Annotated in this window: 1 protein-coding gene (running past one end of the window); it reads right to left on the reverse strand. The window is 69.3% G+C overall.

Annotated features, from left to right (window positions below):
* On the reverse strand, positions 1–17,227 hold the 3' portion of the coding sequence (locus ACFU5V_RS12410) for a non-ribosomal peptide synthase/polyketide synthase (protein ID WP_378699447.1). 13,820 nt of this gene lie beyond the right edge of the window; only the last 17,227 of its 31,047 coding nucleotides appear in the window; its start codon lies off the right edge, out of view; it ends in the stop codon at positions 1–3.

Consider the following 17,227-nt stretch of genomic DNA (forward strand, 5'->3'; position numbering starts at 1 on the left):
TCAGCGCACCGAATGCGGCCGGTTCTCGCTGTCGTCGGGGTCGGCGTCCCTGCCGGTGTCGGGCGCGGCGTGCCGCGGCCGGCGCCGCGCACGCTCGAGGTGCGGTGCGATCGCGGCGAGAGCGTCCGGTGTCGTCATCGTCCAGTGCGTCGCGTCCACCGGGTGTTCGTCGATCCTTCCACGCACGAACGGGCTCCAGCAGGTCACCGGGTCGATGTGGAAGCCGTCGTCGAGGGCGGCGGTGAAGAACACCAGTTCGCCGTCGAACACCCTCGGCCGGTGTCCGTCGATCAGGTCGGGTGCCCGCAGTGCGTTCCCGTAGATCCGGTCGAGTTCCGGGGCGGTGAGCGCCGCCAGCGGACCGCCGACCACCCGGAGCAGCGCGGCCGCCCGCTCGGCGTCGAACTGCCCGCCGGGCGCGAGTTCGTCGAGAACCCCGTCGTCGGGCAGGTCCAGGCCGGCACCGCCGAGAAGGTCCGCCGTGGTCGCGGTGTTCTCCACGCTGCGGTCGAGTCCGACGTAGCTGTCGAGGAGTCCGAGCAGACGCACCTCTTCGCCCGCCGCCTGCAACTGCACCGCCATCTCGTGCGCGATGACCCCGCCCAGCGACCAGCCCACCAGGTGATACGGGCCGTGCGGCTGGATCGAGCGGATCTCCCGGACGTAGCGATCCGCGTAGTCGGTGATCGTCTCCGGGTGCGGCCCGTCCTCGGTCAGAGCCGGCGACTGCAGCCCGTAAATCGGCCGGTCCTCGGTCAGTTCCCGGCTCAGCCCGGCGTAGCTCCATGCGAGCCCGATGAACGGGTGGACGCAGAACAGCGGCTCCGCCGTCCCTCGGGTGCGGATCGGGAGCAGCACGTCGAGCGCGGCACCGGCGTCGTGCTTGCCGTCGGTCGCCGCGTTCTGGATGCGCTGCCCCAGCGACCGCGGTGTCGGGTCGGTGAACATCCACTGCAGCGGGAAGTCGATGCCCAGTTCGGACCCGAGCGCGGACGCGACGCGGGTGGCGATCAGGGAGTTGCCGCCGAGGTCGAAGAAGCTGTCCGTGGCGCCGACCCCGTCGATGCCGAGGACCTCGCCGAACACGGTGGCGACGGCCCGTTCGGCCGCCGTTCGTGGCGGCTGGTACTCGGCGGCGGCCGAGCGGACCTCCGGTGCGGGCAGGGCCTTGCGGTCGAGTTTGCCGTTCACCGACAACGGCAGCGTGTCCAGGTGCACGACCTGCGCCGGGATCATGTACGACGGAACCCGGGTCGACAGGTGTGCGCGCACGTCCAACCACTCCGCCGCGCGCCGTCCCACCAGATAGGCGACGAGGGCCTCCTCGCCGCGCTCGTCCCGGTGCACCACCGCCACCGCCTGCACCACATCCGGATGCGTCTCCAGGGCCGACTCGATCTCCCCCAACTCGATCCGCTGACCCCGCAACTTCACCTGGAAGTCCGTACGCCCCAGGTACTCCAGAGCCCCATCACCCCGGCGTCGCACCAGATCGCCCGTCCGGTACATCCGCCCACCTGCGACGTAGGGGTTCGCCACGAACCGATCCGAGGTGAGATCGACGCGGCCGAGGTACCCCCGCGCCAACTGGTCGCCCGCGAGGTACAGCTCCCCCGCCACCCCGTTCGGCACCGGATGCAACCGGGCATCGAGCACATGCAGCTCGGTGTTCCACACCGGACGACCGATCGGGACAGACTGCGTGTCCGACGCACTGGTTTCCCAGTGCGTCACGTCGACCGCGGCCTCCGTCGGCCCGTACAGATTGTGCAGACCCGCACCACTGACCGCCCGGAACCGTGACACCTGTTCCGGCGTCAGCGACTCCCCCGAACAGAACACCAGACGCAACGAATCACACTGCGCCGCAGCCGGTTCATCCATGAACACCGACAGCATTGACGGCACGAAATGCATGGTCGTCACGTGACGTTCCTGTACCAGCCCTGTCAGATACCGCGGATCGCGATGTCCGTCGGGTGCGGCGATCACCAGGGACGCCCCCACCTGCAGCGGCCAGAACAGCTCCCACACCGACACATCGAACGTCACCGGCGTCTTCTGCAGAACAACGTCCGCGCTGGTCAGGGCGTATTCGTGCTGCATCCACAGCAGCCGGTTCACGATCGCTCCGTGCGTGACCGCGACCCCCTTCGGACGACCCGTCGACCCGGACGTGAAGATCACGTACGCCGTGTTCGCCACGGACAGCGGCCGGAGCCGGTCCCGATCGGTGACGGGCGCGCTGCCGTACCGGGAGAGGTCCTCGGAGGCGACGTCGATGACGGGGACCGCGCCGCTGTCGGCGAGTCCGGGACCGCTGACCAGCACACATGCCGGCTGTGCGGTGTCGAGCACGTACGCGGTGCGCTCGACCGGATGGTCGGGATCGACCGGCAGGTAGGCGCCGCCCGCCTTGACCACGGCATGGATTCCGACGAGCAGATCGATCGAACGGCGCATCGCCACCGCCACCACCGACTCAGGGCCGACGCCCTGCTCGATCAGTCGGCGCGCCAGCCTGTTCACGCGGGCGTCGAAATTCGCGTAGGTCAACTCGTCCCGCTCGAAGACCACCGCGATCCGGTCGGGGTCCGCCGCCACCGCCGCGTCGAGCAGCGATGCGAGGGTGCCGGCGGGCACGGGGTGCGAGGTGTCGTTGGTGCCGGCGATCTGCTTCCGTTCGCCGCTGCCGAGGATGTCGAGGTCGCCGACCGCGGTGTCCGGACCGTCGACCGCCGCCCGCAGCACCTGCAGGAACCGCTGCCCGAACACGTGCGCGGACGGCTCGTCGAACAGGTCGGCGGCGTACGTGAGGCGGGCGGCGATCCCGGCCGGGACTCCCTCGGAGTCGAACTGCTCCATCAGGGTGAGTTGCAGGTCGAATTTGGCGATGTCCACGTCGAAGTCGACACCGCTCACCGACAGGTCGCCGAGTTCCAGGGTCGCCTGGTCGAGGTTCTGGAACGTGAGCATCACCTGGAACAGGGGGTGCCGCCCGGTGGACCGCGACGGATTGACGACCTCGACGAGGCGCTCGAACGGGACGTCCGCGTGCGAGAACGCGGCGAGATCGGTCTCGCGCACATCGGCGAGGAGTTCGGCGAATGTGCGCCCGCCGTCGACGTGCTGTCGCAGGACCAGCGTGTTGACGAACATGCCGATCAGGTCGTCGAGTTCGCGTTCACCGCGTCCCGCGACGGGGGTTCCGATGGCGATGTCCGCGGAACCGGCGAGCCGGCTCAGCAGCACCGCGAGCGCCGAGTGCACCACCATGAACACGGAGGCGTTCGCGTCCCGCGCCGCACCCAGCAGGGAGCCGTGCAGATCGGACGGCACGGTGAAGTCGACGGTACCGCCCCGGTACGACGCGACCGCGGGACGCGGCCGGTCGGTGGGCAGATCCAGCTGATCCGCGGCTCCCGCGAGGGTCTGCGTCCAGAACGCGAGCTGCCGCGCCGACACCGAGTCGGGATCGGTGTCGTCGCCGAGGAGGGCCCGCTGCCACAGGGCGTAGTCGGCGTACTGCACCGGCAGCGGCGCCCAGTCCGGGCTCGCGCCCGCCGCCCGCGCCGCGTACGCCGCCATCACGTCCCGCACCATCGGCGCCATCGACCAGCCGTCGCCGGAGATGTGGTGCACGACCACGGCGAGGACGTGCTCCGTCGCGGAGATCCGGAAGATCCGCACCCGGACCGGGACCTCCGCGGTGACGTCGAACCCGGTGGTCACCAGGTCGGCGATCAGAGCGGGCAGTGCGGTCTCGTCGGTCGCGACGACGGACGCTGTGTCACCGACCCGGTCGGCGGGCAGGATCACCTGGTGCGGGCCGTCGGCGGAGTCCGGGTAGATCGTCCGCAGCGACTCGTGGCGGTGGAGGACGTCGGTGACCGCGTGCTGCAGTGCGTCGACGTCCAGGACGCCCGACAGCCGGACCGCGACGGGGATGTTGTGCACGGCGGAGTTCGGGTCGAACCGGTTGAGGAACCACATCCGTTGCTGCGCCGAGGACAGCGGGAGCCGTTCGGGGCGCACTGTCGGGGTCAGCACCGGGCGGGCGGATCCGGTCGCGTCCGTCGAGTCCAGCAGCGACGCAAGGGCACCGACGGCAGGCGCCTCGAACAGGGACCGAATCTCGACGCGGCGACCGAGCGTCTCGGACAGCCGGGCGACCACCCGGGTCGCGACGAGGGAGTTGCCACCGAGGTCGAAGAAGTTCGCGCCGGTCCCGACCTCCTCGACGCCGAGCACGTCGGCGTACACGGCGGCGACGACCTCCTCGGTGGGTGTTGCGGGCGCGCGGTATTCGACTGCCGTCGAGGCCAAGTCGGGTGCGGGGAGCGCCTTGCGATCGAGTTTCCCGTTCGCGGTCAGCGGCAGTTCCGCGAGCACGACGAGGGCGGCGGGCACCATGTAGCTCGGCACCGCGGCGCCGACGTCGGCGAGCACCGCGGCGGAGTCGATGGTCGAGCCGTCCTCGGGGACGACGTAGCCGACGAGGGCGGTCCCGGTGTGCGGGTTCCGGTGGGCGACCACGACGGCCTGCCCCACCCCGGCGGACCGCACCAGCGCCGATTCGATCTCGCCGAGTTCGATGCGGAATCCGCGGACCTTCACCTGGAAGTCGGAGCGCTCGAGGTATTCGAGGACCCCCTTCCCGTCCCGGATGCGCCACCGGACCACGTCACCGGTGCGGTAGAGCCGTGAACCGGGTGCGCCGAACGGGTTGGCAATGAAGCGCTCGGCCGTCAGATCGGTGCGGGCCACGTAGCCGCGGGCCAGCTGGTCACCGGCCAGGTACAGCTCCCCCGCCACCCCGACGGGAACCGGGTTCAGCCGGGCGTCCAGCACGAACGCCTGCGTGTTCCATTCCGGTCCGCCGATGGGGACGGTGTCGGTGTCGCCGTCGGTGTGAGCCCAGGCGGTCACGGACACGGCCGCCTCGGTGGGGCCGTACAGGTTGTGCAGGGAGACGGAACCGAACCGGCTGCGGAAACGGGCGGCCGCGTCGGCGGGCAGCGCCTCACCGATGCACAGAACCCGGCGCAGGGCCGGCTGCTCCCCCGCACCCGGGGTGAATGCCTCCAGCAGGGACGGTACGAAATGTGCTGTCGTGACGCGGTGCTGACGCATCAGGTCCGCCAGGTAGGCCGGATCGCGGTGGCCGTCCGGGCGGGCGATGACGAGCCGGGCACCCGCCGTCAGCGGCCAGAACAGCTCCCACACCGACAGGTCGAACGTGACCGGCGTCTTCTGCACGACCGCGTCGGTGGTATCGAGCGGGTATTCGTGCTGCTTCCAGCGGAGTTGGTTCGCGATGGCGGCGTGCGGCACCGCGACTCCCTTGGGTCGGCCGGTGGACCCGGACGTGAAGATCAGGTACGCCGTGTTCTCCGGTCGCAGCGGGGCGCGGCGGTGCGCGGCGGTCACGGGTCCGCGCGGGGCGAGGTCGAGGGTGTCGACCTCGAGTACGGGGACGTTCTCGGTGGTGAACCCGTCCGCGGACGTGGTGAGGATGCACACCGGGCGTGCCGTCTCCAGCACGTATGCCAGCCGGTCTGCCGGATGTCCGAGATCGATCGGCAGGTACGCGCCACCGGCCCGCAGCACCGCGTACATCCCGGTGAGCAGTTCGATCGACCGGTTCATCGCCAGCCCCACCACCGCTTCCGGCCCCACGCCGGCATCGATCAGCCGGTGGGCGAGCGCGTCGACGCGCCGGTCGAACTCGGCGTACGTCAGTTCGGTGCCCTCGAAGAACACCGCGGGGTCGTCGGGTGTCCGCGCCACCTGGGCGGAGAACAGGTCGGGGAGGGTCGTCTGCGGCAGATCGACAGCGGTGTCGTTGAATTCGGCGATCACCGACTGCCGTTCGACGTCGTCGAGAAGGTCGATGGCACCGACCGCGAGGTTCGGGTCCCGCACGACCGACCCGAGGATGCGTAGGAAGCGTTCCGCGAACGCCCGGACCGTCGTGTCGTCGAAGAGGTCGGTGGCGTAGGTGAACTGGGCCTCGATCACGTCCGGGGCGCCGTCGGCGTCGTGCTTCTCCGACAGCGTCAGGTGCAGGTCGAAGTTGGAGATCGTGTTCGGCACGTCGAGTCCCTCGACATGCAGGCCGGGAAGTTCGAGTGTGGCGGTGGCGAGGTTCTGGAACGAGAACGCCACCTGGAACAGCGGGTGGTGCGCGCGGGAACGGGCCGGATTCAGCACGTCGACGAGGCGCTCGAACGGGATGTCCGAGTGCGCGAACGCGCCCAGGTCGGTGGACCGTGCGACGTTCAGGCTGTCCGCGAACGAAGTCCCGAGGTCGACGTGGGTGCGCAGGACCAGGGTGTTCACGAACATGCCGACGAGTTCGTCGAGGGACTCCTCGCCGCGTCCGGCGATGGGCGCGCCGACGGCGATGTCGGATTCGTTGCTCAGTCGCGCGAGGAGGACCGCGAGCGCGGTGTGCATCACCATGAACAGCGAGGCGTTCCGGCCGCGCGCGAGCGTCAGCAGTGCGCGGTGGGTGTCGGCGTCGATGGTGAACGGCACGTGCGCGCCCCGATGGGAGGCGACCGCGGGCCGGGGGCGGTCGGTCGGCAGCGACAGCCGGTCCGGCAGACCGTCCAGGGTGCGGGTCCAGTACGTGATCTGTTCGGCAGCAACCGATTCGGGGTCGGCCTCGTCGCCGAGGAGTTCCCGCTGCCACAGGCTGTAGTCGGCGTACTGCACCGGCAGCGGCGTCCAGAGGGGGACGTGCCCCTCGGTGCGGGCGGTGTAGGCGAGCATGACGTCGCGGGCCAGTGGGGCGAGCGACCAGCCGTCCCCCGAGATGTGGTGGGCGACCATGACGAGCACGTAGTCGTCGGTGCCGACGCGGTACATCCGTGCCCGCAGCGGCACGTCCGAGGTCACGTCGAAGCCCGTCGTCACGAGTGCGAGCACCCGTTCGAGGACGTCGTCGGGGTGCGCAGGCACCGGGGTCAGGTCGGGCACCGCGTCGGTGGCGGGCAGGATCACCTGGTGCGGGCCGTCGGCGGAATCGGGGTACACGGTGCGCAGCGCCTCGTGCCGTCCGACGAGATCGGCGATCGCGATCTGCATGGCACGCAGGTCCACCTCACCCGACAGACGGAGTGCGACCGGCAGGTTGTAGGCCGGTGACGCGGTGTCGAACTGGTTGATGAACCACATCCGCTGCTGCGCGAGCGACAGCGGAATGTGTTCGGGGCGCACCCTCGCCGTCAGTGCGGGCCGCCGCGCACCGTGGGTGGTGGTCTCGGTGATCCGCGCCGCGAGTGCGGCGACGGTGGGCGATTCGAACACCTCACGGACCCCGACGTGGACGTCGAGGGCGGCGTTGATCCGCGACACCACCTGGGTTGCGAGCAGCGAGTTGCCGCCGAGGTCGAAGAAGCTGTCGTGGATGCCGATCTCGGGGAGGGCGAGGATGTCCGCGAAGATGCCGGCGACGATCACCTCCATCGGGTTCCGCGGCGCCTCGAACGTCGTGGCCGCGGCGGCGAAGATCGGTTCGGGCAGCGCGGCCCGGTCCAGTTTGCCCGCCGGGGTGAGCGGCAGGACGTCGAGGAGGGTGACGGACGCGGGGACCATGTACGCGGGCAGGGTGCGGCCGACGAAATTCGCGACCTCGACGCGGTCGACGTCCTCACCGGTGAACGGCAGCACGTACGCGACGAGGGAGGTCTCCCCGTTCGGGTGCTCGTAGCCGATCGTGGTGGCGTACTCGATCTGCGGGTGCGCGGTGAGGGCGGCGTCGATCTCGCCGAGTTCGATCCGGAATCCGCGGATCTTCACCTGGTGGTCGGTGCGGCCGACGAAATCGAGGACGCGGTTCTCCCGCCAGCGGACGAGGTCGCCGGTGCGGTACAGGAGGTCGCCGGGCTCGCCGTACGGGTCGGCGACGAAGCGTTCGGCGGTCAGTCCGGGCCGTCCGAGGTAGCCGCGGGCCAGACTCGGTCCCCCGACGTACAGTTCGCCCGGCACCCCCACCGGCACCGGACGCAGTCGCCCGTCCAGCACGAGCGCCCGCACCCCGCGGCTCGGGCCGCCGATGGTGACCGGTTCGCCGGCGCGGAGCGGTTCGGTGATGGACGACATGATCGTCGCCTCGCTGGGGCCGTACGCGTTGACCATGCGGCGTCCGGGCGCCCAGCGGGCGACCAGTTCCGGCGGGCACACATCACCGGCGACGACGACCACGGCGAGGTCACCCAGCCCGCGGTGGTCCACCGACGCCAGCGCCGCCGGGGTCGAGAACGCATGGGTGATGCGTTCGGCCGCGAGCAGTTCCGCGAGTTCCGATCCGCCGTACATCGTGGGCGGCGCGATGATCATCGTGGCTCCCGCGCCGAGTGCCATCAGCATCTCGAACACGGAGGCGTCGAAGCTCGGCGACGCGAAATGCAGTGTCCGCGAACGGGACGTGACGCCGAGCAGCTCACGTTCGTCGGTCACCAGGTTCATCAGGCCGCGGTGCGTCACCGCGACACCCTTGGGTCTGCCGGTCGATCCCGACGTGTAGATGACGTACGCCACCTGGTCGGACAGGATCGGCCGCATGCGGTCGCGGTTGGTGAGCGGCAACCGGGACTCGTGGGTGCAGTGCACCTCGAGTGCCGGGTCGTCGAGGAGCATCCACCGGATCGAGTCCGGCAGCAGTTCCCGCTTCCCGGACACGGTGATCCCGACCATCGCCCCGGAGTCCTGCACCATGTGCAGGATGCGGTCCGCGGGGTAGCCGGGGTCGACGGGCACGAAGGCGGCACCCGTCTTGGCCACCGCCCAGACGGCCACCACCGATTCGAAGGACCGGGGCAGCGCCAGCGCGACCCGGGTTTCGGGTCCCACTCCCCTGTCCACCAGCAACCGGGCCAGCTGGTTCGACCGTTCGTCGAGGTCCCGGTACGTCAGTCCGGTGCCGTCGAAGACGACGGCGAGGCCGTCGGGTGCTGCGGCGACGGCGTCGGCGAGGATCTCGGGCAGCATCTGCACCGGCCGCGGGTCGGCGCCGCGGACCGGGGTGAGCGCCGCGTATTCGTCTTCGCCGAGAACGGGGATGTCGCCGATCGGCCGCTGCGGGTCGGCGACGACCGCCTCGAAGATCCGGCGCAGCCGGGTCGCGTATCCGGCGGCGGTGTTCTCGTCGAAAATGTCGGTCGCGTAGATGAGTTCGGCGTCGATGCCCGCCGGCTCGGTCGTGTCGTCGAGCCGCTCGGTGAGCGTGAAGTGCAGGTCGAACTTGGCGATGCTCGCGTCGAGGGTGAGCGGTTCGACCGACAGTCCGTCCAGCTCCAGTCCGCCGCCGGACACGGCCTGCACACCGAGCGCCACCTGGAACAGCGGGTGGTGCGAGGTGGAGCGGACCGGGCTCAGGACCTCCACCAGCCGCTCGAAGGGCAGGTCGGCGTGGGCGAACGCCTCGAGGTCGACGTCCCGCGCCTGCTCGAGCAGCGACACGAACGACGCTCCCGGATCCAGCGTCGTCCGCAGGACGAGGGTGTTGACGAACATGCCGATGATGTCGTCGAGTTCGGCCCGGCCGCGGCCCGCGACGGCGGTGCCGACGGCGATGTCGGCGGTGGTGCTGAGGCGCCCCAGCAGGACGCTGAGCGCGGCGTGGGCGACCATGAAGATGCTGGCGCCGTGCGCCCGTGCCAGCTCGGCCAGGGCCCGGTGCGTGGCGGCGTCCAGGGTGAACCGGGTCGCCGCACCCCGATGCGACGGCACCGCGGGCCTGCCCCGGTCGCCGGGCAGGTACAGCTGGTCCGGGACACCGGCGAGCGTGCGGGTCCAGTAGTCCAGTTGGGCGGCGGCGAGGCTGCCCGGCTCGGACTCGGAGCCGACGACCTCCCGCTGCCACAGCGCGTAATCGGCGTACTGCACCGGCAGCGGCGCCCAGGCGGGCGGGTGGCCTGCGGCACGGCTCGCGTAGGCGATCATCACGTCGCGGATCAGCGGTTCCATGGAGACGCCGTCGGCGGAGATGTGGTGGACGACGAGCGCGAGCACGTGCTCGATGTCGCCGAGCGAATACACCTTCACCCGCAGCGGCACGGCCTGGGACACGTCGAAGCCGGCCAGGAGGAATTCCTGGAGGTCGGCGCGCAACCCGTCCTCGCTCACGTGGACCGGTGCGATGTCGGGGGTGAAGTCTCCGGGCTCGAGGATCACCTGGTGCGGGCCACCCCGCGAATCGGGAAAGACGGTCCGCAGCGATTCGTGCCGGGCGATCAGGTCACCGATCGCCGCGGCCAGCGCCGCCGTGTCCAGCAGGCCGGTCAGCCGGACCGCGGCGGGCATGTTGTAGGCGGGCGAGGACGTTTCGAACTGGTTGAGGAACCACATCCGCTGCTGCGCGAGCGACAGCGGGATCCGGTCGGGGCGCGGCGGCGGCACCAGCGCTGGTCCGGCGGAAGCGCCGTCGCCGAGCCCGGACATCCGCGGCGCCAGCGACTCCGCCAACGCGAGGACGGTGGGGGCTTCGAACAGGTCACGCACCGTGACCCGGATGTCGAGCATGGCGCCGACCCGGGCGGTCACCCGGGTCGCGGAGAGCGAGTTGCCGCCTGCATCGAAGAAATCCGTGTCGAGGCCGATGTCCGTGCCGCCCAGCACGTCGGTGAACGCATCCGCGATCGACCGCTCCAGATGGTTCCGCGGCGCCCGGTACACGATCTCCTTGGCTGCCGCGCCGAAGTCGGGCGCGGGCAGGGCGGCCCGGTCGAGTTTGCCGTTCGGGGTCAGCGGAATCGTGTCCAGAAACACGAGCGCCGACGGAATCATGTACCCCGGCAATGCCTGACGCAGGAACGCGAGCAGAGCCGCCGGATCACGGTCGGCGCCCGCAACGACCAGCACGTGCGATGCCAGTCGTGTTTCCGAGGGCGACTCGTAGCCCAGGGTGGCAGCGAATTCGACATCGGGATGTGCGCCCAAGGCGGCATCGATCTCGCCGAGTTCGATACGAAGTCCACGAACCTTGACCTGATGGTCGGAGCGGCCGAGGTATTCGATCGCATGCCCGGGAAGGGTGCCGTCGGTCATACTGCCGGTAACGCCGGAATGTACTGCGCGCCAGCGCACTAGGTCACCGGTGCGGTACATCCGGGCACCGGCGGCCTCGAACGGACTCGCCACGAATCGGTCTGCCGTGAGCGCGGCACGGTCGTGGTATCCGCGTGCCAGAGCCGGTCCCAGCAGGTACAGCTCTCCCACGACACCGACCGGCACGGGCCGCAACCTCGAATCGAGAACCACGGCGGCGACCCCGGGCAGCGGCCCGCCGATGGTGATGTCCCGGCCCTGGCCGAGTACCGAGGTGAACGTGGCGCCCACCGTCACTTCGGTGGGACCGTACCCGTTGACGAGGTCGAGTCGGTCGGCCCATCGCGCCACCGTCTCCGGCGGGCAGGCGTCGCCGCCGACGACGATCGAGCGCAGATCGTCCAGTCCCTCCGGATCGACGGACGCCAGTGCGGCATTCGTGATGGTCATGTGCGTTACGCGTTCGGACTGCAACACCTCGTGTAGCTCGACGCCGCCGTACACACCGGGCGGACAGACCACCAGCGCGGCCCCGGACGTGTGGGCCAGAAGCAGTTCGAGGACGGATAGGTCGAACGTCGGGGCCGCGAGGTGCGCGACCCGGGACTTCTCGGTGGCCCGCACTGCGGCGGTATACGCGCCGGCGAGATTCGCGAGACCGCGGTGGGACACCACCACGCCCTTGGGCAGTCCCGTCGAACCCGACGTGTAGATGAGATAAGCGGGATGATCGACATGTAGAGCGCAGGTGCGATCCGCATCCCCGATCGGCGCCGTGCTCGCCGAGGACAATTCGCGGCGCACCTCCGGGTCGTCGAGTACGAGCCAGTCGGTCACCCCCGGGAGGTGTTCGGCGAACTCCGCACCGGTGACACCGACGATCACTCCCGAATCCCGCAGAATGTGCGCGATGCGGTCCACCGGATGCCCGGGGTCGATCGGAACATAGGCCGCACCGGTCTTGGCAACGGCCCACACGCACAGCACGGATTCGACAGAGCGCGGCAAGGCGATCGCGACGTAGGTTTCCGGGCCGACACCCATTCCGACGAGTGCACGTGCCAGCTGCGTCGATCGCCGGTCCAGCTCACGGTAATCGATCGAGACACCGTCGAAGACGACCGCAGTCGAGCCCGGATACCGTTCCGCCGTCGCGACGAGCAGCTCGGGCAGGGTGGCATTCGCGAGCAGCGGCCCGCCCCACACCGGGGCGAGGGACTGTTGCTCGGCCGCACCCAGGATGGCGATATCGCCGACGGCGATATCGTCGCCGGTAGCGACCGCCTCGAGGATCCGCAGGAATCGCTCCGCGAATCCCGCGACAGTGGCCCGTTCGAAGAGTTCCGACGCGAAGGTGAAGGCACCGGAGATCCCGTGGTGGTCTCCGGCGTCGTCCACGATCTCGGCGAGCCCCAGATCCAGATCGAACTTCGCGATGTGGGGATCGAAGTCGACGGCCTCCACCACCAACTGCGGCAGTTCCAGCGTCACCGGTCGCAGGTTCTGGAAGGCGAACATCACCTGAAACAGCGGGTGCCGATCGGACGACCGGGTGGGACGCAGGATCTCGACGAGCCTGTCGAAGGGTACCTCCGTGTCCTGGAACGCCGTGAGATCGACATCGCGCACCTGTTCCAGGAGTGCGTCGACACGCTCGCCGGGGTGAATCCGTGTGCGCAAGGCCAGGGTGTTCACGAACATTCCGACGAGCGGATCGAGCCCCTCGTCGCCACGGCCGGCGACGGGTGTGCCGATCACGATGTCGGTACTGCCGCTGAGCCTGTGCAAGAGCGTCGCGAACGCGGCATGAACAACCATGAACAGCGTGGTGCCGCTCTTCTGGGCGCGCTCGACCAGCCCCCGGTGGGTGCCGGCATCGATCTCGAAGTCCACGCGTTCGCCGCGGTGCGACGCTACCGCGGGGCGAGGGTGGTCCGTAGGCAGATCGAGCGCCTCGGGCGCACCGTCCAGAGCCGCACGCCAACGCTCGATCTGCTTGGCGGACAGACTGTCCGGATCGTCCTCGGCGCCGAGCAGTTCCCGCTGCCACACACTGTAGTCGGCGTATTGGACGGGCAGCGACTTCCAGGACGGCGCCAGCCCTTCCGCTCGGGATGCATATGCGGCCATCACGTCGGCCGCGAGCGGACCGAACGACCATCCGTCTGCGGCGATGTGGTGCGCGACGAGCAGCAGCACGTGTTCCGAACGGTTCTCCCGGAACAGGTGGATTCGGAACGGGATCTCCCGGGTCACATCGAATCCGGCGACGGCGTACTCGGCGATCCGGAGCATCAACTGGTCCGGCGCGGTTCGGATCGGCGTGAGATCGAATCCTACCTCGGCGGCAGGCCGGATCTCCTGGTGCGCACCGTCCGCAGAACCTGGGTACACGGTCCGCAACGACTCGTGACGTTCCAGAACGTCACCGAGCGCTGCACGCAGGGCCGGGACGTCGATCCTGCCCGACATCCGCAGGGCCAGCGGGATGTTGTACGCAGACGACGAAGGATCGTATTGGTTGAGGAACCAGATCCGCTGCTGCGCCAGCGACAACGGGATCCGTCCGGGATGTTCGCGGCGCGTCAGCGCGGGCCGGTCCGAGGACCCGTCCGCCCGCGACGTGGCCATTGCGGAGACGAGTTGACGCACGGTGGGGTTGTCGAACAGCGTGCGAACGGAGACACGGGTGCCGAACGCCGAACCGACCCGGGACACCACCTGGGTGGCGGACAACGAGTTGCCGCCGAGAGCGAAGAAGTTGTCGTCCACACCGATGCGTGATTCGCCCAGCACATCCGCGAACGCTGCCGCGACTGCGCGCTCGTCCGCCGTGTCGGGTGCGGTGAATCGGGTATGGCTCACGAACACGGGCTCGGGGAGGGCGCGGCGGTCGAGCTTGCCCGCCGGTGTCAGCGGGATCGAGTCGAGAACCATGATCGAACCGGGCACCATGTGCGCCGGCAACGCCCCGCCGACGAACGCTGTCAGGTCGTCGACGTCGACGACGCTCCCCGGCGCAGCGCACACATAGGTGACCAGTGCTGTGACGCCGGATTCGGTCTCGTGCGCGACGGTCGCGGCAAATCCGACCGCAGAATGCGCTCGGAACACGGAATCGATCTCACCGAGTTCCACACGGAATCCACGAATCTTCACCTGGAAGTCGCTGCGCCCGAAGTATTCGATGACGTATGTCCCAGTGCGGGACTCGACCCACCGGACGACGTCGCCGGTACGGTACATCCGCCGACCGGGTGCACCGTGGGGGTTCGCGACGAAACGCTCCGCGGTGAGACCGAGTCGCTGGTGGTAGCCACGGGCAAGCGCCGGCCCCGATACGTACAGCTCCCCCGGCACACCGGGGGGCACGGGATGCAGCCGCGCATCGAGAACGAGAGCCTCGACGCCGCGCACAGGAGCGCCGATGGTCATCCGCTCGCCGAGCATCAGCGGTCCGCTCTGCGTCACCATCATCGAGGACTCGGTCGGCCCGTATCCGTTGAACAGTGCCCGTCCCGGTACCCAGCGCTCGGCGAGGTCGGCACCCCAGGCCTCTCCGCCGACGACGATGACGGCGAGTGCGTCGAGTCCCGTGGGGTCGACGGACGCCAACGCGGCCGGTGTGATGAAGGCGTGTGTGACTCTCTGCTCGCCCAGGAGTTCGGCGAGCTCCGTACCGCCGTACACCGAGTGAGGAACGACAACCATCGTCGCACCCCCGCAGAAGGCCATCAGATACTCGAACACGGAGGCATCGAAACTGGGTGAGGCGAAGTGCAGGACACGGGCGTCGGCGGTGAGCTCGTATTCGTCGGCCAGCTCGGTCAGAAGGTTCGCGAGCCCCGAGTGGGTGACGGCGACGCCCTTGGGCAGTCCGGTGGATCCGGACGTGTAAATGAGGTAGGCGAGTTGGTCCGTGTGCATCCGCCCGAGGCGATCGGCCGCTGTCACCGCGGCCGAGGACTGGGCCGCCACCAGCGCAGTGTGGTGGGGATCGTCCATCACGAGCCACTGTGTCGAGTCGGGTAGTCCGCCTCGGAACTCGATCGTCGTCAGGCCGAGCGCCGCCCCCGAATCGCCGAGCATGTGTGCGATCCGTTCGGCCGGGTAGTTCGGATCCACCGGCACGAACGCGGCACCGGTCTTGGCAACGGCCCAGACGGCGAGCACCGATTCGATCGACCGGGCGAGTGCGACGGCCACGAATGTCTCGGGGCCCGCTCCGGCCTCGATCAGTTGGCGCGCCCAGAGGTTGGATCGCCGGTCCAGTTCTCCGTAGGTCATCGAACGGTCGCCGAAGACGAGCGCGGTCGCGGACGGGTCGGCCGCCGACGCGGCGAGAACTTCGGGCAGTAGTCGAGTGGGTCGACTCGCAGGCCCGCGAACCGGTGCCAGGCGGGCGCTCTCGGCATCGTCGAGGAGATTCACGTCGCCGACCACCGTGGTCGGGTCGGCAATCACCGTTTCGAGGATTCGCACGAGCTGCACCGCGTACCGCCGCACTGTAGCGTGATCGAACAAGTCTGCGGCGTAGGTGAACTCGGCGCGAATACCCGACGGAACGCCCGCGGGATCGATGTCCTCGCCCAATGTCAGCTGCAGGTCGAACTTCGCGACACGCGCGTCGATGTCCTCGACACGCACCCGGAGTCCGGGGAGCTCGATGTCGCCGATTGCCGTCGGCTGCATCGACAGCGCAGTCTGGACGACCGGGTGATGCGCGGACGTCCGCACGGGGTCGAGAACGTCGACGAGACGCTCGAAGGGGAGGTCCGCGTGGCCGAATGCCCCGATGTCGCCGTCGCGTACCCGCGTCAGCAACTCCGCGAACGTCTCGGTGCTCTCGATGCGCGTGCGGAGCACGAGCGTATTGACGAACATTCCGACCAGGTTGTCGAGAGCGCGTTCGCCACGGCCCGCGATCGGAGCGCCGACGGCGATATCGTCCGACGCGGACAGGCGGGCCAACAGGAGCGCGAAGGCAGCGTGCGCCACCATGAAGACAGTGGCTCCGTGTTCACGCGCCAACCGCTCGATGCCGCGGTGGATCTCGGGGGTGACGGTGAAGCCCACGGATCCCGCGGCGTAGGACTGCTCGGTCCGGCGCGGGCGGTCGAAGGGGAGTTTCAGCTCGTCCGGGAGAGCGTCGAGCGTCCGCGTCCAGTACTCGAGTTGGCGTCGGGCGAGGGACTCCGGCTCGTCCTCGCTGCCGAGAACCGCCCTGTGCCACACACTGTAGTCGGCATACTGGACCGCGAGCGGAATCCACTCCGGACTTCGGGACTCTGCTCGGGCCGCGTACGCGGTCATGACATCCCCGCCGAGAGGTCCGAACGACCAACCGTCGGCGGCGATGTGATGCAGCGTGATCGCCAGAACGTGTTCGCCGGGACCGGTACGGAACAGTGTTGCCCGTACCGGCAAGTCCTCGGACACGTCGAACCCGCGCGAGGAGAACGCGATCATCCGGGAATCGAGCTCGCCTTCCGGCACGTCCACGACCTCGAGGGGCATCGAGAGATCTGCCGCGGCCACGACGACCTGAGCGGGTCCGTCCTCCGTGTCGGGGAAAACCGTACGAAGCGCCTCGTGGCGTCCGACTACGTCGTCGAGTGCCTGAGACAGCGCTGCCACATCGAGAGCACCGGACATGCGGATCGCGAGCGGCAGGTTGTACGCGGGCGAGGCCGGGTCGAACTGGTTGATGAACCACATCCGCTGCTGCGCCGGTGACAGCGGTATCCGGGCCGGTCTCTGCATCCCGGACAGCACCGGGCGCGCGCCTCCTGCAGCCGTGGGCTCGGCGAGACGGAGCGCCAATTCCGCGACGGTGGGCGCGGTGAACACATCGCGCACAGACAGTCCGATGCCAGACAACTCACCGAGCCGCGCCGCCACTCGGGTGACGGAGAGCGAGTTGCCGCCGAGATCGAAGAAGTTGTCGTGCGCGCCGATCCGGCCCGAAGAACCGAGCACGTCGGCGAACACTGCCGCGACGGTGCGCTCGGCCTCGTTTCGAGGTGCGATGTACTCCGTTGCGCTCCCGTGGAATTCGGGAGCGGGCAACGCTTGACGATCGAGTTTTCCGCTGGTGTTCAGCGGGAACTCGTCGAGCACGGTGATCGCGGACGGCACCATGTACGACGGTAGGGATTCCGACGCCTGCCGG

This window comes from Rhodococcus sp. NPDC057529 (assembly GCF_042802055.1).
In the GTDB taxonomy this organism is placed as follows: domain Bacteria; phylum Actinomycetota; class Actinomycetes; order Mycobacteriales; family Mycobacteriaceae; genus Rhodococcus_F.